The sequence below is a fragment of the Leclercia sp. LSNIH1 genome, assembly GCF_002902985.1.
Lineage (GTDB): Bacteria > Pseudomonadota > Gammaproteobacteria > Enterobacterales > Enterobacteriaceae > Enterobacter.
This window is the reverse complement of the sequence record NZ_CP026167.1, coordinates 2,366,827-2,391,649: the sequence shown is the minus strand read 5'-3', so window position 1 is coordinate 2,391,649 and position 24,823 is coordinate 2,366,827. Positions and strand designations below refer to the sequence as shown.

General features: G+C 58.9%; 21 protein-coding genes. 16 read left to right on the top strand and 5 right to left on the bottom strand.

What is annotated here, in order from left to right:
- Positions 1-135 precede the first annotated feature (135 nt).
- Positions 136-2,349: a mechanosensitive channel protein gene (ybiO, locus tag C2U54_RS11820; protein ID WP_103178791.1), complete on the top strand. Its 2,214-nt coding sequence runs from the start codon at positions 136-138 to the stop codon at positions 2,347-2,349.
- A gap of 34 nt (positions 2,350-2,383) precedes the next feature.
- Here the strand turns inward: ybiO and rlmF are convergent, their stop codons facing one another.
- Positions 2,384-3,298: a 23S rRNA (adenine(1618)-N(6))-methyltransferase RlmF gene (rlmF, locus tag C2U54_RS11815; RefSeq protein ID WP_158251036.1), complete on the bottom strand. Its 915-nt coding sequence runs from the start codon at positions 3,296-3,298 to the stop codon at positions 2,384-2,386.
- Positions 3,299-3,539: 241 nt separating this feature from the next.
- Here rlmF and mcbA point away from each other — a divergent pair, with 241 nt between their 5' ends.
- From mcbA to ybiJ, 5 genes are all read left to right on the top strand, one after another.
- Positions 3,540-3,800, top strand: coding sequence for a DUF1471 family periplasmic protein McbA (gene mcbA / locus C2U54_RS11805; RefSeq protein ID WP_103178789.1), 261 nt, complete (start codon positions 3,540-3,542; stop codon positions 3,798-3,800).
- 272 nt (positions 3,801-4,072) lie between these two features.
- Positions 4,073-6,358 carry a catecholate siderophore receptor Fiu gene (locus tag C2U54_RS11800; protein ID WP_103178788.1) on the top strand — a complete coding sequence of 762 codons (2,286 nt, stop codon included), beginning with the start codon at positions 4,073-4,075 and terminating at the stop codon, positions 6,356-6,358.
- Positions 6,359-6,440: 82 nt separating this feature from the next.
- Positions 6,441-7,118 carry a PKHD-type hydroxylase YbiX gene (ybiX, locus tag C2U54_RS11795; protein ID WP_103178787.1) on the top strand — a complete coding sequence of 226 codons (678 nt, stop codon included), beginning with the start codon at positions 6,441-6,443 and terminating at the stop codon, positions 7,116-7,118.
- Positions 7,119-7,190: 72 nt separating this feature from the next.
- Positions 7,191-7,457: a DksA/TraR family C4-type zinc finger protein gene (locus tag C2U54_RS11790; RefSeq protein WP_103178786.1), complete on the top strand. Its 267-nt coding sequence runs from the start codon at positions 7,191-7,193 to the stop codon at positions 7,455-7,457.
- A gap of 285 nt (positions 7,458-7,742) precedes the next feature.
- The gene (gene ybiJ / locus C2U54_RS11785) at positions 7,743-8,003 is read left to right on the top strand and encodes a DUF1471 family protein YbiJ (RefSeq protein ID WP_103178785.1); all 261 of its coding nucleotides are present in this window, start codon (positions 7,743-7,745) and stop codon (positions 8,001-8,003) included.
- A 112-nt stretch (positions 8,004-8,115) separates the two neighbouring features.
- Here the strand turns inward: ybiJ and ybiB are convergent, their stop codons facing one another.
- Positions 8,116-9,078 (bottom strand): DNA-binding protein YbiB, encoded by a 963-nt coding sequence (ybiB, locus tag C2U54_RS11780; RefSeq protein WP_103178784.1) that lies wholly within the window; start codon positions 9,076-9,078, stop codon positions 8,116-8,118.
- A gap of 280 nt (positions 9,079-9,358) precedes the next feature.
- Between ybiB and C2U54_RS11775 the strand changes: the two genes are divergently transcribed.
- From C2U54_RS11775 to C2U54_RS11755, 5 genes are read left to right on the top strand one after another with little or no spacing between them, the layout of a single operon-like run.
- Positions 9,359-9,895 (top strand): fimbrial protein, encoded by a 537-nt coding sequence (locus C2U54_RS11775; protein WP_103178783.1) that lies wholly within the window; start codon positions 9,359-9,361, stop codon positions 9,893-9,895.
- A 57-nt stretch (positions 9,896-9,952) separates the two neighbouring features.
- Positions 9,953-10,627: a fimbrial biogenesis chaperone gene (locus C2U54_RS11770; RefSeq protein ID WP_103178782.1), complete on the top strand. Its 675-nt coding sequence runs from the start codon at positions 9,953-9,955 to the stop codon at positions 10,625-10,627.
- Between the two features lie 13 nt (positions 10,628-10,640).
- Positions 10,641-13,184 carry a fimbria/pilus outer membrane usher protein gene (locus C2U54_RS11765; RefSeq protein ID WP_103178781.1) on the top strand — a complete coding sequence of 848 codons (2,544 nt, stop codon included), beginning with the start codon at positions 10,641-10,643 and terminating at the stop codon, positions 13,182-13,184.
- Between the two features lie 16 nt (positions 13,185-13,200).
- Positions 13,201-14,190, top strand: coding sequence for a fimbrial protein (locus C2U54_RS11760; protein WP_103178780.1), 990 nt, complete (start codon positions 13,201-13,203; stop codon positions 14,188-14,190).
- Positions 14,191-14,197: 7 nt separating this feature from the next.
- Positions 14,198-14,698 carry a fimbrial protein gene (locus tag C2U54_RS11755; protein ID WP_103181052.1) on the top strand — a complete coding sequence of 167 codons (501 nt, stop codon included), beginning with the start codon at positions 14,198-14,200 and terminating at the stop codon, positions 14,696-14,698.
- On the opposite strand, the gene dinG is transcribed toward C2U54_RS11755, so the two are convergent.
- Together dinG and rhlE are read right to left on the bottom strand one after the other, a co-directional pair.
- On the bottom strand, positions 14,685-16,862 hold the full coding sequence (gene dinG / locus C2U54_RS11750; protein ID WP_103178779.1) for an ATP-dependent DNA helicase DinG: 2,178 nt from the start codon (positions 16,860-16,862) through the stop codon (positions 14,685-14,687). The two genes, C2U54_RS11755 and dinG, sit on opposite strands and share 14 nt — an antisense overlap.
- 95 nt (positions 16,863-16,957) lie before the next feature.
- On the bottom strand, positions 16,958-18,319 hold the full coding sequence (rhlE, locus tag C2U54_RS11745; RefSeq protein WP_103178778.1) for an ATP-dependent RNA helicase RhlE: 1,362 nt from the start codon (positions 18,317-18,319) through the stop codon (positions 16,958-16,960).
- Between the two features lie 270 nt (positions 18,320-18,589).
- Here rhlE and cecR point away from each other — a divergent pair, with 270 nt between their 5' ends.
- The 5 genes from cecR (at position 18,590) to C2U54_RS11720 (ending at position 24,329) form a co-directional block, all read left to right on the top strand.
- Entirely contained in the window at positions 18,590-19,267 is a 678-nt protein-coding gene (gene cecR, locus C2U54_RS11740) for a transcriptional regulator CecR (protein WP_103178777.1), read from the top strand.
- Positions 19,264-20,259, top strand: coding sequence for a secretion protein HlyD (gene hlyD / locus C2U54_RS11735; RefSeq protein WP_103178776.1), 996 nt, complete (start codon positions 19,264-19,266; stop codon positions 20,257-20,259). Before cecR ends, hlyD begins: the two co-directional genes overlap by 4 nt.
- Positions 20,252-21,988: an ATP-binding cassette domain-containing protein gene (locus C2U54_RS11730; RefSeq protein ID WP_103181051.1), complete on the top strand. Its 1,737-nt coding sequence runs from the start codon at positions 20,252-20,254 to the stop codon at positions 21,986-21,988. Before hlyD ends, C2U54_RS11730 begins: the two co-directional genes overlap by 8 nt.
- Positions 21,981-23,114: an ABC transporter permease gene (locus C2U54_RS11725; RefSeq protein ID WP_103178775.1), complete on the top strand. Its 1,134-nt coding sequence runs from the start codon at positions 21,981-21,983 to the stop codon at positions 23,112-23,114. Before C2U54_RS11730 ends, C2U54_RS11725 begins: the two co-directional genes overlap by 8 nt.
- A 108-nt stretch (positions 23,115-23,222) precedes the next feature.
- Complete coding sequence (locus C2U54_RS11720; protein WP_103178774.1) at positions 23,223-24,329, top strand: ABC transporter permease; 1,107 nt, start codon at positions 23,223-23,225, stop codon at positions 24,327-24,329.
- Here the strand turns inward: C2U54_RS11720 and C2U54_RS11715 are convergent.
- On the bottom strand, positions 24,291-24,701 hold the full coding sequence (locus tag C2U54_RS11715; protein ID WP_103178773.1) for a YbhQ family protein: 411 nt from the start codon (positions 24,699-24,701) through the stop codon (positions 24,291-24,293). The two genes, C2U54_RS11720 and C2U54_RS11715, sit on opposite strands and share 39 nt — an antisense overlap.
- Between the last annotated feature and the right edge of the window lie 122 nt (positions 24,702-24,823).

The following is a 24,823-nucleotide window of genomic DNA, read 5'->3' as shown; positions in this document are numbered from 1 at the left end:
GTTTTTGCCCTTTGTAAGCCGGGTAGGCGTAGCCGTCACCCGGCTTTTTTATTGCCGGAATTCTCCCAAAAACCCCCCGCCCCCGCGCGCCTTCTATACTTATCACTTTGCACAATTTTGTCACCGGAGGACATCGTGCCGTGGATTTTGCTGCTCCTGATAAGCCTGTTTTGTCTGCCTGCCCAGGCCGTCAGCCTGCCGGGCATTCCCGCCGCCACCGCCAGCGAGCAGAGCACGCCGCCACCGGAGCCGGACGTTGAGCAGAAAAAGGCGGCCTACTCGGCGCTGGCCGATGTGCTGGAAAATGACGCCTCACGCAAGGAGCTGATCGATCAGCTGCGCAGCGTGGCTGCCACACCGCCTGAAACACCGGTGCCTAAAATTACCCCGCCGGAGATTGCCGACGAGAAAACGGTGCTGGAGAACGTCACTGATATCAGCCGTCACTATGGCGATGCCCTCGCCTCCCGTTTCGCTCAGCTCTACCGCAACCTGATCGGCTCCCCGCATAAGGCCTTTAACCCGCAAACCTTTACCGCCGCCGCGCAGCAGTTTCTGATCCTGGCCGGACTGGTTTTTGCCTTTTACTGGATGGTGAGGCTCTGCGCCTGGCCGTTGTACCGCAAAATGGGGAGCTGGGGGCGCAAAAAGAACCGCGAAACCAGCAGCTGGGTTCATCTGCCGCTGACCATCGCCGCGGCCTTTATTATCGATCTGCTGCTGCTGGCGCTAACCCTGTTTATTGGCCAGATGCTGCGCGAGTACCTCAACACCGGCAACCTGACCATTGCCTTCCAGCAGGCGCTGTTCCTCAATGCCTTCGCGCTGATTGAATTCTTTAAAGCGATCCTGCGGTTGATATTTTGCCCGCGGGTGCCCGATCTACGACCTTTCGCCATTAACGACAGCGCCGCGCAGTACTGGTCGCTACGCCTGAGTATTCTGAGCGGCCTTATCGGCTATGGCCTGCTGGTAGCGGTGCCGATTATCTCCAATCAGGTTAACGTGCAAATTGGCGCTCTGGCCAACGTGCTGATCATGCTCTGTATTACCGTCTGGGCGCTGTACTTGATCTTTCATAATAAGCGCGCCATTACCGAAGGGCTGCTCCACCTTGCCGACCGTTCACTGGCCTTCTTCAGCCTGTTTATTCGCGCTTTCGCGCTGGTGTGGCACTGGCTGGCGAGCGCCTATTTTATTGTGCTCTGTTTCTTCTCCCTCTTCGATCCGGGCAACAGCCTGAAATTTATGATGGGGGCGACCTTCCGCAGCCTGGCCATCGTCGGCATTGCCGCCTTCGTGTCGGGGCTGCTCTCCCGCTGGCTGGCTAAAACCATCACCCTCTCGCCGCACGTGCAGCGCAGCTATCCGGAGCTGCAAAAACGGCTCAACGGCTGGATCTCCGTGTCGCTGAAGGTGGCGCGGTTCCTGACAGTCTGCGTCGCCATTATGCTGCTGCTCAGCGCCTGGGGGTTGTTCGACTTCTGGAACTGGCTGCACAACGGCGCAGGGGAGAAGACGGTCGATATTCTGATCCGTATCGCGCTGATCCTCTTCTTCTCCGCCATCGGCTGGACGATCCTGGCGAGCCTGATCGAGAACCGGCTGGCGTCAGATATTCATGGCCGGCCACTGCCCAGCGCCCGCGCCCGAACGCTGCTGACGCTGTTCCGTAACGCGCTGGCGGTGGTCATCAGCACCATTACCATCATGATTGTGCTCTCGGAAATTGGCGTCAACATCGCTCCGCTGCTGGCAGGGGCCGGGGCGCTGGGGCTGGCGATCTCTTTTGGCTCCCAGACGCTGGTGAAGGACATCATCACCGGGATCTTTATTCAGTTTGAAAACGGGATGAATACCGGGGATCTGGTGACCATCGGGCCGCTGACCGGCACGGTGGAGCGGATGTCGATTCGTTCGGTGGGGGTGCGGCAGGATACCGGGGCGTATCACATTATTCCGTGGTCATCGATCACTACCTTCGCCAACTTTGTCCGCGGCATCGGGTCGGTGGTGGCGAACTATGACGTGGACAGGCATGAAGATGCCGAAAAAGCGAAAGACGCGCTGAAAGCGGCGGTGGATGAGCTGCTGGAGAGGGAGGATATTCGCGGGCTGATTATCGGCGAGCCGTCGTTTGCCGGGATTGTCGGCCTGACCAGCACCGCCTTTACCCTGCGCGTGTCGTTCACCACCCAGCCGCTGAAACAGTGGACGGTGCGTTTCGCCCTCGACAGCATGGTGAAAAAACACTTTGACCAGGCGAACGTGCGGATGCCGGTGCAGATGTATCAGCTGCTGCCGTCGCCGAGCCCGACCCCACCGTCACCGCAGGAGCCCACCCTGTAGCCCCGGTAAGCGCAGCGCCACCGGGGAGAAGCGGTTAACGCTGGCGGCGTCTGGCGTTGTCCATAAAGGTCCAGGCGATAAAGCGGCTCTGCTTCTGTCCCTGGGCCATCTCTTTTTTCACCACTTTCACCGCGCCGACGTCGGTCAGGGCGCGGTAGAGCGGCGGCAGGTTTTCGCTGCGGGAGACCAGGGTAGTAAACCACTTCACCTGACGGGCAAACTGGGCGCTTTCGGCAATTATCTTTGTGATAAAGGCCACTTCGCCGCCTTCGCACCACAGCTCCTGCTGCTGGCCGCCGAAGTTCAGCGCGGCATCGGCCGCCTGGCCGAGGTTGCGACGCTTACGCTCGCTGCCCGCCCGGGCGGATTCAGCGGAATCATGAAACGGCGGATTACACAGGGTGGCATCGTACTGTTCGTTTTTATGGATAATACCCGTGAAGATTGCCGAGGCCTCTTTCTGACGACGCAGACGGATGGCGCGGCTCATGCCGGGGTTACCGTTAATGATGGCCGTGGCGTTGGCAAACGCCTGCGGGTCCACTTCGCTGCCGGTAAAGCGCCAGCCATATTCATGCACACCAATCAGCGGGTAAATGAGGTTCGAGCCGGTGCCGATATCCAGGAGGGTTGCCTCTGCGGGAGCGACGCCGTTGTTACCCTCCGCCAGCAGATCGGCGAGATGGTGAATGTAGTCGGCACGCCCCGGCACCGGTGGGCAGAGATAGCCGTCCGGAATATCCCACTGCGTCACCCCGTAGAAATGCATCAGCAGCGCTTTATTCAGCGTCTTCACCGCCTGTGGATCGGCGAAGTTCACCGTTGGCTCGCCTGTGGGCGTCTGGGTGATAAATTCGCGCAGCGCCGGACAGCTCTCGCATAAGGCATTCATGTCGTAACGGCTACGGTGGCGGTTGCGAGGATGCAACCCCGGCTTCTGGGATGTCATGGCGTTCTCCTGTAAACAGCGGCGTAAGATACCCGTTGCGGGCGCAACGGTAAATATTTCTCTGCGCCACAGAATAAAACACCAGAAATCAGTCACCTGTATGTCGCTGATTTGTCATGGAATTGTCAAAAAATGTCGTTCAAAAAATAAGCAGATCATCATCAATTTTTTGCCCTAAATCACGCTCTGAGCCGTTCTACACTTACTGTGCATCACCCGTTGTCAATCAGAGGAAGTGATTATGAAAAAATACCTGGTAATGCTCGCTGCCGCTTCACTGGCAGGTGCGTCGTTTGCTGCATGGTCAATCGAATCACTCAGCAATGGCGATACCGGTCAACTTAGACCCGCCGGAACCGTGCAGGCTTCTGGCGCAAGAGACCTTGACGATCTGCAGGACAAACTGGCTGAAAAAGCGCGTGAACAAGGTGCTAAAGGCTACGTGGTGAATTCTGCCAGCGGCGACAACACCATGTTCGGTACCGCCACGATTTACAAGTAATCCCCCGCTCTGCACTGCATACTGCATCCCCCGGGGTGCAGTTCATTTTTTGCCCAAAATCCACTTTGTGAAGTTTTTTAACAGGCAATGTAAATTTACGTATTTCATTTTGTTGACGAGAGTGATAAAAAGTGACACCAAATGATAATGTTTATCACAATAATTATCATTTGTAGGCTCATTACGGATATAGCGTGGCACAGGATAAGGCGCAGACCTGCCTGACAACGTAATGAAAACTCAATACTAAAAATTATAAGTCGCTAAACAATATGGATAAAAATCGCAACGTTCCGAACAGCTTTAACTCGCTGACCTTTTTTGCGGGTCTGTGTATCGGCCTTTCCCCGGTGGCGACAGCGCTTGCCGCAGACAGCACGGATAACAAACCTGACGATACCCTGGTGGTGGAGGCCGCCCAGCCTTCGCTCTATGCCCCGCAGAAATCTGCCGACGCCAAATTCAGTCGCCCGGTGGCAGACACCACCCGTACCATGACGGTGATCTCCGAGCAGGTGCTGAAGGATCAGGGCACCACCAATCTGACCGACGCGTTGAAAAACGTTCCGGGTGTTGGCGCCTTTTTCGCCGGTGAAAACGGCAACTCCACCACCGGCGACGCGGTCTACATGCGCGGCGTGGATACCTCGAACAGCATCTACGTTGACGGTATTCGCGACATCAGCACCACCACCCGTGACACCTTCAACACCGAACAGGTGGAAGTGATCAAAGGGCCGTCCGGCAGCGATTACGGACGCAGCGCCCCGAGCGGCTCGATCAATATGATCAGCAAACAGCCGCGTCTGGATTCCGGTATTGATGCCTCTGCCAGCATTGGCAGCGCCTATATGCGCCGTGGAACCCTCGATATTAACCAGGTGATGGGCGATACCTCGGCGTTTCGTCTGAACCTGATGGGTGAAAAAACTCACGATGAAGGGCGCGATAACGTTAAAAACGAGCGCTACGGCGTGGCCCCTTCCCTCGCCCTGGGGCTGGGAACGGAAAACCGCCTCTACCTGAACTACCTGCATGTCACCCAGCACAACACTCCGGACGGCGGGATCCCGACTATCGGGTTGCCGGGCTACTCTGCCCCCTCAGCGGGCACCGCGGCGCTGAATCACTCCGGCAAGGTGAACACCAGCAACTTCTACGGCACCGATTCCGATTATGACGATTCTACGTCTGACACCGCCACGATGCGCTTTGAGCACGACTTTAACGACAACACCACCCTGCGCAACACCACGCGCTGGTCGCGGGTGAAGCAGGATTATCTGATGACCGCCGTAATGGGTGGCGCCAGCAACATCACCCAGCCTGACCGTAATAATGTGGACACCTGGACCTGGTCGCGCCTCGCCAACACCAAAGATGTCAGCAATAAGATCCTGACCAACCAGACCAACCTGACCACTAAATTCTATACCGGCAGCGTCGGCCACGATATCAGTACCGGAGTGGAGTTCACCCGTGAAACCCAGACCAACTACGGCGTGGATGCCATCACCCCGCCGCCGGTCAATATCTATCATCCGAACAGCAACGTCGATATTGGCGGTCTGAATAACAATGGCGCTAATGCCAATGGCCGGACCGATACCTTCGGTCTGTACGCCTTCGATACGTTGCAGGTCACCCGTGATTTCGAGCTGAACGGCGGGATTCGTCTCGATACCTACCATACCGACTATGACAGCGCCAGCATTTGCGGCGGCACGGGGCGTGGAGCTGTGGCCTGCCCGGCCGGCACGCCGAAAGGTTCCCCGGTCACGACGATCGATACCGCTACCTCCGGTAACCTGGTCAACTGGAAGGCCGGAGCGCTTTATCACCTGAACGAATACGGCAACGTCTATGTGAACTACGCCATCTCCCAGCAGCCGCCAGGCGGCAATAACTTCGCGCTGGCCCAGGGCGGAAGCGGCAGCAGCGCCAACCGCACCGACTTTAAGCCGCAGAAGGCCAAAACCAGCGAGCTGGGCACCAAATGGCAAGTGCTCGATAAGCGTCTGCTCCTGACCGCGGCAGTCTTCCGCACCGACATCGAAAACGAAGTCGAGCAGAACGACGACGGCACTTACTCCCAGTATGGTAAAAAACGCGTCGAAGGCTATGAGCTGTCGGCAGCCGGTAACATCACCCCGGCCTGGCAGGTGATCGGCGGCTATACCCAGCAGCGCGCCAGCGTGCGCACCGGCAATGACGTGGCGCAGGATGGCACCTCATCTCTGCCCTATACCCCGGAACATGCCTTTACCCTGTGGAGCCAGTACCAGGCCACGGACGATCTCTCCGTTGGCGCAGGCGCCCGCTATATTGGCAGCATGCACCGCGGCGCTGACGGCGCGGTGGGTACGCCGTCGTTCACCGAAGGGTACTGGGTGGCGGATGCCAAACTGGGCTATCGCGTCAACCGCAACCTCGACATGCAGCTCAACGTCTACAACCTGTTTGATGAAGACTATGTCGCCTCCATCAACAAGAGCGGCTACCGTTACCATCCGGGCGAGCCGCGCACCTTTATGTTAACGGCGAACATGCACTTCTGATCCTCTGGGGAGCTTCGCTCCCCATGTTTCAGTGCACGTCTGATCCGCGTGGGGCTTTAGCCCCACGCTTCGGAGAATTATTATGATGTATCACATTCCGGGCGTGCTGAACGCCGATGAGGTAGCGCACTTTTGCGCCCAACTGGAGCAGGCCCCGTGGATTGACGGGCGCGCCACGGTAGGCAACCAGGGGGCGCAGGTTAAAAACAACCAGCAGGTAGACACCCAAAGCCCGCTGTATGCCACGCTACAGGCCGCGGTATTGCAGGCGGTGAATCAGCACCCGCTCTTTTTTGCCGCCGCTCTGCCGCGCCAGATCTCAAGCCCGCTGTTTAACCGCTACCAGCAGCAGGAGACCTACGGTTTTCACGTTGACGGCGCCGTGCGAAGCCATCCGCAAAGCGGCTGGATGCGGACCGATCTCTCCGCCACCCTCTTTTTAAGCGACCCCGACAGCTACGAGGGCGGCGAGCTGGTGGTGAACGACACCTACGGCCAGCACAGCGTCAAGCTCCCGGCGGGCGATCTGGTACTCTATCCCTCCAGCAGCCTGCACTGCGTCACGCCGGTCACCCGCGGTGTGCGGGTAGCCTCCTTTATGTGGATCCAGTCGATGATCCGCGACGATAAAAAGCGCAGCATGCTGTTCGAGCTGGATCGCAACATCCAGACCCTTCGTGCCCGTCACGGCGAAAGCGACGAAGTGCTCTCCCTGCTGAATCTCTATCACAACCTGCTGCGTGAATGGTCTGAAATCTAGCCGTTCGCCTTGATTGTACGTTTTTTGGCCCCATAGTTACGGAACAGCGCAATAACCTGTCAGGAGGGGTCTATGGCTTCCGGTTGGGCGAATGATGATGCCGTTAACGAACAGATCAACAGTACCATTGAAGATGCAGTGGCGCGGGCGCGGGGCGAAATTCCGCGAGGCGAGAGCCTGAAATTCTGCGAAGAGTGTGAAGAGCCGATCCCCGAAGCGCGGCGCAAGGCGGTGCCTGGCGTGCGGCTTTGCATCGCCTGTCAGCAGGAGAAAGATTCACATAATGCATCACCTGCAGGATATAATCGCAGAGGATCGAAAGACAGCCAGTTACGCTGACTGCTATGCTGGCTATGAGGCCACGCAAGCGATTACTTTTTTGTGCACGAATTTTAGCCCCTGGTTTGGCAAAATGTGCCCTCTCCGTCCCGTCTGTAAAGCGCAACGGCAAGAAACGTAAATCCATTCACTGAATTTATTAATATTCAATAACTTATTTGTCATTCAAATTTTTCGAAGGATGGCGTCAATTCTCTTCGATTTTATCTCTCGCAAAAAAACGTGATACTTATCACATCGACGGAACAACGTCCCCTTAACAGAATAACCTGCGAGATACTGACCATGAAAACCATCAAATATGCTGTCGCTGCTGTTGCCCTGACCACTCTCTCTTTCGGAGCTTTCGCTGCGGAATCTGTGACCGCTGCCCAGGCAAACAGCATGAATAAAATCGGTGTGGTCAGTGCAGAAGGCGCGACCACGCTGGATGGCCTGGAAGCACGCCTGGCGGCGAAAGCTGAAGCCGCGGGCGCGACCGGTTATACCATTACCTCCGCTAATACCAACAACAAGCTGAGCGGCACCGCGGTTATCTACAAATAACCTGACCCTTATCTCTGCTCTGCTCGCCGGTTCGCTGGCGAGATGTTCCAACCCTCATTGACCCTGTTGTTATTTTTTTGGCCCGTCCATCGCTGGACGGGCCTTTTTTTAGTTAAAAACTCTGGTTAACCCGCGCCAGACCGGCCTCCACCGTCTCCACCTGGCCGCTCGCCAGCAGGCAACAGGCCATCTGCAGCTTCAGGGAGTGCGGCACCGCTTCGCGCCCGGCGAGGCAGCCCTCAATCCAGCGAGCCGTGGTTTCAGCATCCTTCGCTTGCGGCAGAACAACGTCGCTGTTCTCTTCGCCGCGCTCCAGCACCACCCGGGTGCCCGCCGCATCAATCAGCGTTAGCTGCGGACAGCGCTGCGGGTTGGCATAGACTTCGCCTTCCGTCCCGTGCATCAGAAGCCCTCTGCCACCGATATCGGCAAAAAATGTCGCCACGCGGGTGACATATTCCGGGTGCGACACGCTGGAAAGGCGGAGCGCGGCATCTTCTGCAAACGGCGTCGCCAGCTTCGCCAGGGTATGGGCGCTGTTACGCACCCCCATACGCCAGCGCATCGCCAGCTGTTTTTCCAGCGGCGGACAGAGAGTACTCACCGGGATATAGACCGGATGATGCCCATCCAGCTTCGCCTGCGCCTGGCCGCCGTGACGGGTCGGCTCAATGCCCAGCAGGGTGAAAATGGTTTCCGTCAGCACGCGGGTCGGATCTTCACTCACGCCGTGCACCACCACCGGGAAACCCAGCTTATGCAGCAGGATCGCCAGCAACGGGGTCAGGTTGGCTTGCTTACGCGCCCCGTTATAACTTGGGATCACCACCGGCATCGGCTTTGCGACCGGGGGCGTCAGGCGCAGGGTTTGTGCCTGCATCGCCTCATAGAAGCCCCGCATTTCGCCTTCGCCCTCACCCTTAATGCGCAGCGCAATCAAAATGCCGCCCATCTCCAGGTCCGGCACCTCACCGTTCAGCATCGCGGTATAGAGGGCCCGGGCGGTCTCCTGATCCAGGTCGCGGGCATGATTTTTCCCTCGACCGACCTCTTTAATAATTTTGCGATAATCCACGATCGTTCTCCTTGTGACATCTTATTAACACTATAGCGTTGATAAGGGGCCATCGAACAGACATTTCTCTTATCGCTATCGGGTAAAATCAAAATTAACACGTTGTATTTACAGTAAAAATTATATTGCAACCGCTAATGAAATTACTATTGACCAGGCCAATGTTTATTAATTTGCAATAAATTACGTAAATTAGCCCCCGATAAAAAGTCGCCCCGCTTTTTTCCAAAAACTAATCACAACGGATGTTATAAACACCGGAATTCACTCAGGAATTATTATGCGTAAAATTGTCTCCGGCACCTTTATTGCCACTGCATTATGTTGTTCTGTCTCTGCCTGGGCTGCAACCAGCGGCGAGGGGCAAATTAATTTTACGGGTGAGATCATTGATTCCGCCTGCCAGGTGGTCAATGGCGTCAGCAGCCCGCTGGATGTGTCCCTTGGCAAAGTGTCACAAACGGCCTTCACCGGTTCTGGTTCCACCACCGGCACCATCCGATTTGATATTCAACTGAAAGACTGCCCGGAAACCATCACCAGCGCGGCCATCACCTTTGGTGGCTCCGCTGACGGCACCAACGCCAACGTGCTGGCCGTCACCCCAGGCACCGGTGCGGCAACCGGCGTGGGTATTCAGCTGCTGGATAAAACCGAAAATCCGCTGAGCCTCTATACCGCCTCGACCAGCTATACCCTGCAGTCTGGCACCACTACCAACGATCTGGTATTTGGCGCGCGCTATATCCAGACCGGCAGCACCATCACCGCCGGTCCGGCGAATGCCGTCTCCACCTTTACCGTAATGTACAACTAATCCTGTTACGCCTGGCCCCTGCGGCCAGGCGCAGTCAGCTTTATTCAGAGTCCCACCATGCGTAAATCTATTTTCATCGCCTCCCTGTTAGTCATGACCACCGCCGCTCACGCCGGGGTGATTATCGAAGGGACCCGTTTAATTTATCAGGGAGATAAAAAAGAAGCGTCGTTAGGGATTTCCAACCCGGATAACCTCGACTACCTGGTGCAGTCCTGGGTAGAGAACGTTGATGCCGGGCGGGATAAAGCGCCGTTTCTTATCACCCCGCCGCTGTTTCGCCTCGATGGCAGACAGGACAACGTCCTGCGCGTCGTGCGCACCGGGGGCAATCTGCCAGCCGATCGCGAATCGCTCTACTGGCTGAATATTAAATCTATCCCCTCTACCTCCCAGAACGAGAGCAGCAATACCCTGCAGATCGCCATTAAAACGCGGATCAAACTGATCTACCGTCCGAGCGGAGTGAGCGGCAAGCCGGATGAGGTGGCAGATAAATTACGCTGGCATAAACAGGGGAATAACCTGGTGGTGAGCAACCCGACACCGTTTTACATGAACTTCCAGTCCATCACCGTAGGCGGCAAAAAAGTCAGCAATGTCACCTGGGTGGCTCCCGACAGCGACGCGCACTTTGCCGTGCCGGGCGGCTTCACCGGCAACACGGTTTCCTGGAAAATTATCAACGATTATGGCGCGGTGAGCCACGCCCTGTCTGCACCACTGCAATAAGCCCGACGCCGCCATGCCCTGGGACTACTCCACCACAGCCCCCCGTAATCCCGTACGCACCCTGCTGATTGCCCTGGGCTGCGCGGTGCTGAGCGTGGGGGTACAGCAGGTGCTGGCGGAGGATTATTTCAACCCGGCACTGCTGGATATCGACACGCCCGGCCAGGGCAAAACCGACCTCTCGCTGTATGAGAAGGGCCCGGGCATCGCGCCGGGGAGCTATCAGGTGGATGTCTATGTGAATAATAATAAAGTGGCTAACAGAAAGATCGCCTTTGGCCTGCAACAGCCAGCCAGCGGTCCGGCCACCCTGCAACCCTGCCTCTCGCCAGAAACCCTCAAGAGCCTGGGTATCCAGAGCGATAAATTCAGCGTCACCAAGGATGACGGCTGTGTCGATCTCTCTGGGTTACCGGCCGCCAGCGCCACTTTCCGCCCCGGGCAGCAGCAGTTGCTGCTGAGCATCCCCCAGGCGGCCATTGTTCCCGTGCCTCACGGTTATGTGGCGCCGGATGAGATGGACAACGGGATCAACGCTTTCCTGCTGAACTACAGCTACTCCGCCGGGGATAGCCGCAGCCGGGGTGAAGAGGGCAGCCACCAGCGTAATGAATATCTCAACCTGCGGCCGGGACTGAACCTCGGCGCATGGCGTCTACGCAACTACTCCACCTGGAGCCGCACCCGGGACGATCGTACCACGCAGCACAACTTCTCCCCGGTCTACAGCTATGCCCAGCGCAATATCCTGTCGCTGGGCAGCGTCGTCACCCTTGGAGAAAGCTCTACCCCCTCCGACGTGTTTGACAGCCTGTCGTTCACCGGGGCGCAGATTGCCTCCGACGATGACATGCTGCCGGACAGCCTGAAGGGCTTCGCCCCGCGCAATCGCGGCGTGGCGCACAGTAACGCCCAGGTGGTGGTGCGCCAGAACGGCTACGTGATCTATCAGAACTACGTCGCCCCCGGCGCGTTTGAAATTAACGATCTCTACCCTACCGGCGGCAGCGGCGATCTGAACGTTACCGTCAAAGAGACCGATGGCAGCGAGCAGCATTTTGTGGTGCCTTACGCCTCGGTGCCGGTTTTACAGCGTGAAGGCCGCTTCAAGTACAGCCTGACTGGCGGGCGCTACCGCAGCTATGACCACAGCGTGGAGAAGACGCCGTTCCTGCAGGGCACCGGGATCTACGGCCTGCCGTACGATATCACCGCCTACGGCGGTATCCAGACCAGTCAGTATTACGATGCCCTGGCGCTCGGCACCGGTAAAAACATCGGTGACTGGGGAGCGTTTTCGGTGGATATGACCGCGGCAAAATCGCAGATGCAGGGGCAAAAAACCTCCCGTGGCCGCGCCTGGCGAGTGCGCTATAGCAAAGACTTCGCGACCACCGGCACCCACTTTACGGTGGCCGGGTATCGCTACAACAGCGCCGGGTTTGACACCATGGCAGACGTCCTTAACTCCCATACCCACGACGACGACTGGAGCCCGGCGGATCGCCGCCGCAACCGCCAGGAAGCCACTATCGATCAATCCCTGGGCGGCTCCCTGGGCTCGATGACGTTAAGCCTGGTCAAAGAGAATTACTGGCACAGCGACCAGAGTATGACCTCGTTGAGCATCGGCTATAACGGCAGCTGGCACGGCATCAGCTACGGTATCAACTATGGCCTGAGCAAAAACGTCCAGGATGAAGAGGATAACGACGATCGGCGGGAGAACGAGCAGACCTTCGGCTTTAACGTCTCCGTTCCGCTGGATCGCTGGCTGAGCAATACCTGGGTCAATTACACCTTTAACAACAGCAAGCATGACACCAGTCAGAGCGTCGGCCTGAACGGCACCGCGCTGGCGGGGGATAACCTCAGCTGGGGGATTCAGCAGGGCCACAGCCACACTTCCGGCTATAGCACCAACCTGAACAGCGATTACAAAGCCACCTACGGCGAGATGACGGCAGGCTATTCTCAGGATAACCAGCAGCGCCAGCTCAACCTCGGCGTACAGGGGAGCATGATTGCTCATGCCCACGGCATCACCCTCGGCCAGCCGATGGGGGACACGGTGGCATTGGTAGAGGCGCCGGGGGCCAACGGCACCGGGATCGAAAACCAGACCGGGGTTAAAACCGACTATCGTGGCTATGCCATTGTGCCTTACGTCACGCCGTACCATCACAATACCGTGTCACTGGATACCGAGAGCCTGCCTGCAGGCGCCGACGTCGGCCAGGCGGCCCAAATTATTACCCCAACCCGTGGGGCGGTGGTGCGTACCCACTTCAATACCCGCGTCGGCAGCCGGGTGCTGCTGACCCTCACCCGCGCCGATGGACGCCCGGTGCCCTTTGGTGCCACGGCGGCGCCGGCCCATGAGAGCGGCGAATTTATCGTTGGTGATGGCGGCCAGGTCTACCTGACCGGGATGCACGCCCGGGGCAGTGTCAACGTCAGCTGGGGCAAAGGCGCAGGCGCGCACTGCTCCGCCCACTATCAACTGCCGTCCCGATCCGCTGACCCGGTGATTAGCGTCACCGCGCAGTGCTCGTGACAGCATCGAGGAAAAGATGAAACCCTTCCGTTACGGCTCTGTACTGGCCCTGTTTGCCGCCCTGTTTCTGTTTATGCCGCAGGCTAAAGCAGCATGCTCTACCGCAGATCTGCCCTGGACAACCACGCCGGGTGCGCTGACGGTGCCCGCCACGCTGGGGGTGGGCAATGCTATCCCGGGCTCCGCCCGCACGCACACGGTAAAAGGCCACTGTGACGCTGCCGACAGCGGTAAGCCAATCACCGCCTGCCATCTGGGCGAAGGCGATGAAATTCCGGGGATGCCGGGCGTCTGGCGCAGCGGTATCGAGGGGATTGGTATTGAACTGCTGAACAGCGCCGGCCAGCCGGTCCGGGGCCGTAACGCCCACTGTGACAGCCGAAGCACGCCCCTGGGGTACGTCAGCAGTGACGGCTCCGGCAGCTTCAACGTATCGCTGAGGATGCAGCTGATCAAAACGGCAAGCACCACCAAAGAGCAGACGTCAACGACGGTGCGTAACGGCATCTGGTCCCTGGGTATCTACCCCGATCAACAGCTGGGTCAACTGAACGCCGTGCGCTACGGCGGCAGCCTGGCGCTGAAGGCCACCACCTGCTCCGTAGATCCGAGAAGCCTGGTCATTATGCTGGGGAATTTTCCGGTCACTCTCTTTACCCACATCGGCAGCACCAGCGGCTGGCAAAGCTTTAACCTGACGGCAACCTGTACCGACGCGGTGACCATGACCGCCCGGGTTACCAGCGCCAACGGCAGCACCTCGCTCGGTGACGGCAATGACGTGCTGAACCTGACACCGGGCAGCGACAGCGCCACGGGCATCGGGGTGCGAATGATGGTTGGCGGCGTGGCGCTACGCTACAACTACCCTATCCCCTTTGGCGACCAGACCGTTCCCAACCAGCCGTTCGACCTGCCCTTCAGGGTGCAGTATTACCAGACTGGCGTTCAGGCGACTGCCGGAAGAGCCAATACCATTGCCACCATCGACATTGAATATCAGTGAGATCCCGATGAAATATGTAGCCCTGCTCGTGCTGCTGGCCAGCCTGCCCGCCTCAGCCACCGACGTGCTCCTCAGCATCAAAGGCAATATTTACGATACGGCCTGCGAGGTGGACAGCACCAGCCAGAATAAAGTGGTCAATCTCGGCCAGGCGGTGGCCAGTGATTTTAAAGCGCCGGGGGATGTCGGCGTGTGGAAAAATTTTGATATCACCATTTCGCATTGCCCGCAAAGCCTCACCCTGGCGACGATCAACCTGGAGGGGCAGCGCGACAGGCTTCATCCGTTCAAGTTCGCCAACACCGGTACGGCGAAAGGGCTGGCGCTGGAACTGGGCGACCGCACCGACTCGATCATTCTGGCGCCAGAAGCGCGCTTCAATGCGGTAATTGACCCGATCACCCACAGCGCCGATTTCCCGATGGCGGCACGCTATTACGCCTCGTACGTTCCGGTCCACGCGGGGGAGTTTTCAAGCACGGTGCTGTTTACCTTCACTTACCAGTAGGACCACGCCCCTTAGCACGGATGCTTTTCCTGCGCCCGGCGGCAAGCTTAGCCGGGCGTTTTTTTACTTTGGGAACCTCAGGCTGTTCGATGGGAAAGACCGGCAGGGCATTCAGCAACCGCTTGCCGTAGTTTTTGGTCAACAGCCGCTTATCGTAGATCACCACTTCGCCCCAGCAGCTGTGGCTGCGGATCAGGCGCCCGACCTGCTGGATCAGGTTGAACGACGCCGCAGGCAGACTCTGCACCTCAAACGGGAAGCGGTTCAGGCTTTTCAGCCACTCGCCTTCGGTGAGCACCACCGGGCTGTCGATAGGCGGGAAGGCAATCTTATGGATATGCACCTGGGTCAGGTAGTCGCCCTTCAGATCCAGCCCTTCGGCAAAGGACTGGAGCCCCACCAGCACGCTGCGCTCTCCGGCCTCGATACGTTTACGGTGCAGCTCTACCAGCCGGTAGCGGGGCTGATCCCCCTGAACCAACAGCAACAGGCGCAGGTCGGTGACAAAGGTTAAAAAGAGGTTCATTGCCCGGGCGCTGGCGAACAGCACCAGCATGCCGGGATACTTTTTGCTTTCCAGCTGTTCGCGAAAGTAGGCCGCCATTTCGGCCAGGTGCTGCTCTTCGTTGTCGATCAGCGGCTCATACTGCATGCGCGGGATCACCAGCTTGCCCTGCTCGCAGTGGTTGAACGGCGAGTCGAGGGCCACAAAGCGATCGCCCGCCTTCTCCTTCAGACCGCTCATCTCCTGCAGGCGGGAGAAACTGTTCAGCGAGCGCAGCGTGGCGGAGGTCACCACCACATGCGGGACGCTGCGCCAGAGCAGCTTTTCCAGCTGATCGCTGACGCGAATACCCGCGCAGTGGAAGAAGAGATGCACCTGCCCCTCACGGACCTCCCGCGTCGCCCACTTGGTGACCGGCGCGCCGGAGGCCTGGGCCATCGACGCCAGCCGCCACAGCTTGCTCTGCCCCTCGAACATACCCAGGGCACGGTTCATCTGTAGCAGCACCCGGTGGACACGCACCACGTCATGGGTGCCGGTTTTTTCACTGAGATCGTTTAAAAACAGCTCCGCCAGCCCACGCAGTTTTTCAATAAGCTGCGCCAGCTCGCGGCAAAGATCCATGATCTCCTCCGGCAGCGTGCCCATCTCAAAGCGGTGCTCTGCTTCCTGGCCGGGTGGCAGATAGAGATTGAGCATGTTATTCAGCGAGGCGATATGGCTATAGATCGTTTCGCAGTGCTCGCTGAGGCGCTCCGGGATCGCCAGCGGCGGAATGGTTTTCGGCCGGAACTGATCCATGCAGGTCGCCACCAGCTTGCAGAACAGATCGAGCTGCAGGCGGAACCAGGGGGCAGTTATCTCGGCGCTCATCTCCAGCGCGTCGCGGGCGACGTCCGGCAGGTGATGGCCTTCATCCAGCACCAGCAGCAGGTTTTTCGGATCCGGCAGCACCGCTTCGCTCTCCATCGCCGCCATTACCAGCGCATGGTTGGCGACCACCACTTCAGCCTCCTGAATTTCGCGGCGGGCAACAAAGAACGGGCATTCGCGATAGTAGTGGCAGTTGCGGTTCAGACAGCTGGCCTTATCGGTACTGAGCCTGCGCCAGAGTTCGTCACTGAGCGCCTGATCGGTGTGATCCCGCAGGCCATCCCATTTATAGCTATCGAGATCGGCCTTAAGCCGGGCGCACTGCTCCTGCTCAGCTTTATTGTTGGGGGTCAGCTCGTCATCCAGAAAGGCCAGCAGATCCTGCTGGGTGGGCTCGGTGCTGGCAAGGGCGGTTAAGTTGCGCGGGCAGACATAGCGCCCGCGACCAAAGGCGGCGGTGAAGCGCAGCTCGGGAATAATTTTGCGCAGCAGCGGCAGGTCTTTGCTGTAGATCTGATCCTGCAGGGCGACGTTGGCGGTACTGACCACCAGCGTCTTTTGTTCTTCCCGGGCGATAGCGATGCCGGGGATCAGGTAAGAGAGGGTTTTACCGACGCCAGTCGGGGCTTCAATTGCCAGATGTCGGCCCTCGTCACCGGCCAGCGTTTTTGCCACATCGGCAATCATCTGCCGTTGCGGTGCGCGGGGAATGAAGTCGGGGATCTGCTGTTGTAGCGCCTTATACCAGGCGGCAATTTGCGCTTTCAGCGCGGCGGTTAAAGCCATGATGAACCTGAAGTACTGTATAAACAGCCACTATTGTGGCACTTTCTCAAGCGGGCCGCAAAAGAAAAGCCCGGCTTTACGACCGGGCTTCCAGATTACTGCGCTGCTGACGGCTTGCGCGGACGGCGTCGACGCTGGCCTTCACCCGCCGGTTTGCCCTCGCCATCGCGACGCGGCGGTTTATTTGCCGCTTTCGGCGCGCCGCCTTCGCTACGGCGCGGCTGCTGCTGACCACGTCCACCGCCGCCCTGCCCGCGTCCACCGCCCTGACCACGCCCGCCCTGACGCCCGTTCTGGATCGGCTCGGCCTTGATGGACGGATCAACGTCATAGCCCTCGAGGGCGATACGCGGGATCTCTTTTTTCAGCAGGCGTTCAATGTCGCGCAGCAGCTTGTGCTCATCAACACAGACCAGCGACAGCGCTTCGCCCGTTGCCGCCGCGCGACCGGTACGGCCGATACGGTGGACATAATCTTCCGGGACGTTCGGCAGCTCGTAGTTCACCACGTGCGGCAGCTCTTCAATATCCAGACCGCGGGCGGCGATGTCGGTTGCCACCAGTACGCGGATATCACCCGATTTGAAATCGGCCAGCGCGCGGGTACGTGCCCCCTGGCTCTTATTACCGTGGATGGCCGCGCTGCGGATGCCGTCTTTGTTCAGCTGTTCCGCCAGGTGGTTCGCCCCGTGCTTGGTACGGGTAAAGACCAGCACCTGCTGCCAGTTGCCTTCACCAATCATCTGGGAGAGCAGTTCGCGCTTGCGCTTTTTATCAACAAAGTGAACATGCTGGGTCACCTGTTCGGAGGCGGTGTTGCGACGCGCCACTTCCACTTCCAGCGGATTGTGCAGCAGCTTTTCCGCCAGGCCTTTGATCTCGTCGGAGAAGGTGGCAGAAAAGAGCAGGTTCTGACGGCGGGCCGGCAATTTTGCCAGCACGCGACGAATATCGTGGATAAAGCCCATGTCCAGCATGCGGTCGGCTTCGTCGAGCACCAGAATCTCCACGCTGTCGAGCTTAACGGCGTTCTGGTGTTCCAGGTCGAGCAGGCGGCCCGGCGTGGCGATCAGCACGTCCACGCCGCCGCGCAGTTTCATCATCTGCGGGTTGATGCTCACCCCGCCAAACACCACCAGCGAGCGGATGTTGAGATAGCGGCTGTACTCACGCACGTTCTCACCCACCTGGGCGGCCAGTTCACGGGTTGGGGTCAGGATCAGGGCGCGTACCGGGCGACGGCCTTTGGCGTGCGGTTCGCTTGAGATGAGGCGTTGCAGCAGCGGCAGGGTAAAGCCGGCGGTTTTACCGGTCCCGGTCTGGGCGCTGGCCATCAGATCGCGGCCTGCCAGTACAGCGGGAATGGCCTGCTGCTGGATAGGGGTCGGTTCGCGGTAACCCTGCTCCGCTACAGCGCGCAGAATTTCCGGGTTCAGGCCAAGGGTATCAAAAGACATAACAACTCCGAACCGCCCCGACCATTTTCAGGTGTAGTTTTCAGGGAGATATAACAAATGAAAGGACAAAAACCACGGTGTCGCGAAGCAGCGGAGTGTAGCAGCTTTTGTGACTTGGCGCATAAATTATCCTGCAAACTCATAACTCCGCGTTATTACCTGTGCCGGGCAACGCCGTGCCGCCCGGCGCAAAACGTGCCGACAAAAGTGGACAAGCTCAAAAAACAGTCATACTCTTAATCAATCGATTGATTAATTTTGTGTGCCGCTATGAATCCGATCCCGACCACCACCAAAGGTGAGCAGGCGAAAAGCCAGTTAATCGCCGCCGCGCTGGCGCAGTTTGGCGAATATGGGCTGCATGCCACCACCCGCGATATCGCCGCGCAGGCGGGGCAGAATATCGCCGCCATCACCTACTATTTTGGCTCGAAAGAGGATCTCTACCTCGCCTGCGCCCAGTGGATCGCCGACTTCATTGGCACCCAGTTTCGCCCCCACGTGGAGGAAGCCACCACGCTGCTTGCCGAGCCGTCGCCGGATCGCGCGGCCATTCGTGGCCTGATCTTAACCGCCTGCAACAACATGATTCAGCTGCTGACCCATGACGATACGCTGAACCTGAGTAAGTTTATTTCACGCGAGCAACTCTCGCCCTCTGCCGCTTACCAGCTGGTCCACGATCAGGTTATCGCCCCGATGCACTCCCACCTGACCCGGCTGGTGGCGGCCTATACCGGGCGTGACCCTCTTGATACGCAGACCATTTTGCATACCCATGCCCTGCTGGGGGAAGTGCTCGCCTTTCGCCTGGGGCGTGAAACCATTCTGTTACGCACCGGCTGGACCGAATTTGATGAGGATAAAGCGCTGCAAATCAGTCAGGTCATCACCTGTCATGTCGATTTGATCCTGCAGGGCTTAACGCAAAGGAGCCTGGAGTCATGAAAAAACCTGTCGCCATTATTGTGGCTGTGGTGGTTGTGCTGGCAGCCGGTATCGGCGGCTGGCTGTGGTATCAGAGCCAGCAGGATAAAACGCTGACCCTGTACGGTAACGTCGATATCCGCACCGTGAACATGAGCTTTCGCGTCGGCGGACGGCTCGCCTCCCTGAGCGTGGATGAAGGTGATGCCATTACCGCTGGTCAGACGCTGGGTACGCTGGACCAGGCGCCCTACCAGAATGCGCTGTTGCAGGCCCAGGCGGGGGTTGCCGTGGCACAGGCGCAATACGACTTAATGCAGGCGGGCTACCGTGACGAAGAGGTGGCGCAGGCCGCCGCCGCCGTTAAACAGGCGCAGGCCGCCTATGACTACGCGCAGAACTTCTTTGTCCGTCAGCAGGGATTGTGGAAAAGCCGCACCGTGTCGGCCAACGATCTGGAGAACGCCCGCTCCTCGCGGGATCAGGCTCTGGCGACGCTGAAATCCTCCCAGGATAAGTTGCGCCAGTACCGCTCCGGCAACCGCGAGCAGGATATCGCCCAGGCAAAAGCCAGCCTCGAACAGGCCCAGGCTCAGCTGGCGCAAGCGCAGCTGGATCTGCACGACACTACCCTGGTGGCCCCGGCCAACGGTACCCTGCTGACACGCGCCATGGAGCCCGGCAGTATGCTGAACGCGGGCAGTACGGTACTGACCCTCTCCCTGACGCGTCCGGTATGGGTGCGGGCTTACGTCAATGAAGCCAGTCTCGGCGAGGCGAAACCGGGGCGCGAAGTGCTGCTCTATACCGACAGTCGCCCCGACAAGCCGTACCACGGGAAAATCGGCTTTGTCTCCCCGACCGCGGAATTTACGCCGAAAACCGTCGAAACCCCGGACCTGCGTACCGATCTGGTCTATCGCCTGCGCATTATCGTGAACGATGCCGACGATGCCCTACGCCAGGGAATGCCGGTGACCGTCAGCTTCGACAATGGGCAAGCCCATGAGTGATGCGGTGATCCAGCTTACCGGCCTGGTCAAACGCTTTGCCGGGATGGACAAACCCGCCGTCGCGCCGCTCGACTGCACGGTGCATAAAGGCTACGTCACCGGGCTGGTCGGCCCGGACGGCGCGGGCAAAACGACCCTGATGCGGATGCTTGCCGGCCTGCTGAAGCCCGACGAAGGCAGCGCCAGCGTGCTGGGGCTGGACCCGGTTCGCGACGATCGCGCCCTGCATGCGATGCTGGGCTATATGCCGCAGAAGTTCGGACTGTATGAAGATCTGACGGTGATGGAGAACCTGACCCTGTATGCCGACCTGCGCAGCGTCACCGGCGAAACCCGGGAGAAAACCTTTCAGCGCCTGCTTGAGTTTACGTCGCTCGGCCCCTTCACCGACCGGCTGGCGGGCAAGCTCTCCGGCGGCATGAAGCAGAAGCTGGGGCTGGCCTGTACGCTGGTGGGGCAACCGAAGGTGCTGCTGCTGGACGAACCCGGCGTCGGCGTGGATCCCATCTCCCGTCGCGAGCTGTGGCAGATGGTGCATGAGCTGGCAGGCGACGGGATGTTGATCCTCTGGAGCACCTCGTATCTCGACGAAGCGGAACAGTGCCGGGACGTGCTGCTAATGAACGAAGGTGAACTGCTCTATCAGGGCGATCCCACAGCCCTGACCCGGAGCATGACCGGGCGCAGCGTGCTGCTGCACTCTCCCCACGAGAACAACCGCCGCCTGCTGCAACGGGTGCTGAAGCTGCCCCAGGTGAGCGACGGCATGATCCAGGGGAAATCGGTGCGGGTGATCCTCAAAAAAGAGGCCCGCGCCGACGATCTGCGCCGAAACGCGGATCTGCCGGATCTGGCGATTGATGAGACTGCGCCGCGGTTTGAAGATGCCTTTATCGATCTGCTCGGCGGCGCAGGCACCGCCGAATCGCCGCTGGGGGCGATCCTGCATACCGTGGAGGGCACCCCCGGCGAGACGGTGATCGAGGCCAAATCCCTGACCAAAAAATTTGGTGATTTTGCCGCTACCGACAATGTGAACTTTACGGTAAAACGCGGCGAAATCTTCGGCCTGCTGGGCCCTAACGGCGCGGGTAAATCCACCACCTTTAAAATGATGTGCGGCCTGCTGGTGCCCACCGCCGGCAAAGCGCTGGTGCTGGATATGGATCTGAAGGTCAGCTCCGGCAAAGCGCGCCAGCATCTGGGCTATATGGCGCAAAAGTTCTCGCTCTACGGCAACCTGACGGTTGAGCAAAACCTGCGCTTTTTCTCTGGCGTCTACGGCCTGCGCGGGCGGGTGCAGAATGAAAAAATCGCCCGCATGAGCGAAGCGTTTGGCCTGCGCCAGGTCGCCGGCCAGGCCACCGACGCGCTGCCGCTCGGGTTCAAGCAGCGGCTGGCGCTGGCCTGCTCGCTGATGCACGAGCCGGACATTCTGTTTCTTGATGAACCCACCTCCGGGGTCGATCCCCTCACCCGCCGGGAGTTCTGGCTGCATATCAACAGCATGGTGGAAAAGGGGGTTACGGTGATGGTGACCACCCACTTTATGGACGAGGCGGAGTATTGCGACCGGATTGGGCTGGTCTATCGCGGCAAGCTGATTGCCCACGGCACACCCGACGATCTGAAAGCCCAGGTGGCGGATGCGCAGCAGCCCGATCCCACCATGGAACAGGCGTTTATCACGCTCATTAACGACTGGGATAAGGAGCATGGCCATGTCTGACAAAGCCCTCTCCTGGCGTCGGGTCCGCGTCCTGTGCATCAAAGAGACGCGGCAGATTGTGCGTGACCCGAGCAGCTGGCTGATTGCGGTGGTGATCCCCCTGCTGCTGCTCTTTATCTTCGGCTACGGCATAAACCTCGACTCCAGCAAGCTGCGGGTGGGGATCCTGCTGGAGCAGCACAGCGAAGAGGCGCTGGACTTCACCCATACCCTCACCGGCTCGCCCTACATCGACGCCACCATGAGTGACGATCGCCATAAGCTCACCCAGATGATGCAGGCCGGACGCATTCGCGGGATGATTGTGATCCCGGGGGATTTTGCCGCCCGCATGGCGCGCCCGAACGATACCGCTCCGATCCAGGTGATCACCGACGGCAGCGAGCCCAATACCGCCAACTTCGTGCAGGGCTACTCAGAGGGGATCTGGCAGCTGTGGCAGATGCAGCGGGCGGACGATCGCGGCGAGACGTTTGAGCCGCTGATTGACGTCCAGACCCGCTACTGGTTTAACCCGGCGGCCATCAGCCAGCACTTTATTATTCCCGGTGCGGTAACCATTATCATGACGGTGATCGGCGCCATTCTGACCTCGCTGGTGATTGCCCGCGAGTGGGAGCGCGGCACCATGGAGGCGCTGCTCTCCACCGAAGTGACGCGCACGGAACTGCTGCTGTGCAAGCTGATCCCCTACTATTTCCTCGGAATGCTGGCGATGCTGCTCTGCATGCTGGTATCCGTATTTATTCTCGGCGTGCCCTATCGCGGCTCGCTGCTGGTGCTGTTCGCCATCACCAGCCTTTTCCTGCTCAGCACGCTGGGGATGGGGCTGCTTATCTCCACCATCACCCGCAACCAGTTTAATGCCGCCCAGGTGGCGCTGAATGCCGCGTTTTTGCCGTCGATAATGCTGTCCGGGTTTATTTTCCAGATCGACAGTATGCCGGCGGTGATCCGCGCGGTGACCTATATCATCCCGGCGCGTTATTTCGTCAGCACCCTGCAAAGCCTGTTCCTGGCGGGCAATATTCCGGTGGTGCTGATGGTGAACCTGCTGTTTTTGATTGCCTCGGCGGTAATGTTTATCGGCCTGACATGGATGAAAACCAAACGGCGCCTGGATTAGCCGTCGTGCATCGATTGTGCCCGGTGGCGCTACCTTACCGGGCCTACAAGGCCCGTTGATTTTGTAGGTCGGGTAAGCGATAGCGCCACCCGACGAGAGGACGACACTATGTTTTACCGTTTATGGACATTGATTCGCAAAGAGCTGCAATCCCTGCTGCGCGAGCCGCAGACCCGGGCGATATTGATTCTGCCGGTGCTGATCCAGGTGCTGCTCTTCCCCTGGGCGGCCACCCTGGAGGTGACCAACGCCACGATCGCTGTCTATAACGAAGATAACGGCAAACATTCGGTGGAGCTGACCCAGCGTTTCGCCCGCGCCAAAGCCTTTACCCATGTGCTGATCCTGAAGAGCCCACAGGAGATCCAGCCCACCATCGACACGCAAAAGGCGCTGCTGCTGGTGCGCTTCCCGGCCGATTTTTCCCGTAACCTCGACACCCTGCAAACTGCCCCTATGCAGCTCATCCTCGACGGGCGTAACTCCAACAGCGCGCAAATCGCCGCCAACTACCTGCAACAGGTGGTGAAGGATTACCAGCAGGAGCTGATGGCGGGCAAACCGAAACCGAACAACAGCGAGCTGGTGGTGCGCAACTGGTATAACCCGAACCTCGACTACAAATGGTTTGTGGTGCCGTCTCTGATCGCCATGATCACCACCATTGGGGTGATGATCGTCACCTCCCTGTCGGTGGCCCGGGAGCGCGAACAGGGCACCTTCGATCAGCTGGTGGTCTCCCCGCTGGCGACCTGGCAAATCTTTGTCGGTAAGGCGGTCCCGGCGCTGATTGTCGCCACTTTCCAGGCCAGTATTGTGCTGGCAATTGGCATCTGGGCCTATCACATCCCGTTTGCCGGATCGCTTCTGCTCTTTTACTTCACAATGGTGATTTACGGGCTGTCGCTGGTGGGGTTTGGTCTGCTGATCTCGGCGCTCTGCTCGACCCAGCAGCAGGCGTTTATCGGGGTGTTCGTCTTTATGATGCCCGCCATTTTGCTCTCGGGCTACGTCTCGCCGGTGGAGAACATGCCGGTCTGGCTGCAGAACTTAACCTGGGTGAATCCGATCCGGCACTTCACCGATATCACCAAGCAGATCTATCTCAAGGATGCGAGTCTGGATATTGTCTGGGGGAGTTTGTGGCCGCTACTGGTGATAGCGGCCGTGACGGGTTCAGTGGCGTACGCGATGTTCAGGCGGAATATCGCGTAGCTTTTTGTCTTTGGTTAACAGGGAAACGATCGCGGGCCCAGCAAGGATAGCCAGCCCTGCGACAGCCAGCAAAAAGTTGTTTTGCAGCACGCGGGACAACAGCCACAGCACAATCAGTGCCGCGCCAAAATACCAGGTGGTGGTGAGCTCTTCGAGCACATCCGCCACTTCGCGCCAGCGCGCTTCATGATGACGCTGTAAAAAGAGCATCAACAGGACAGTCACGCCGTACAGCACGCATAATCCTAAGCCGACCCGCACCAGGGAACCGCTCATCCAGGCCATCACCAGCACGGCCACCACCAATAAATGCAACATAATCTGCCAGCAACTCAGGCCGGTTGCGACGCGTATGCGTTGTTGCCACTTCATGGCACTCTCCTGAAGGATTTTACTCTGCCTGTTCAGACTATCGCACTTTACGGAAAATTCCGTAACACAGCACCTTTTTGTGACGACGACTACACTTTATTTTCATCAGGATAGTGACGCGG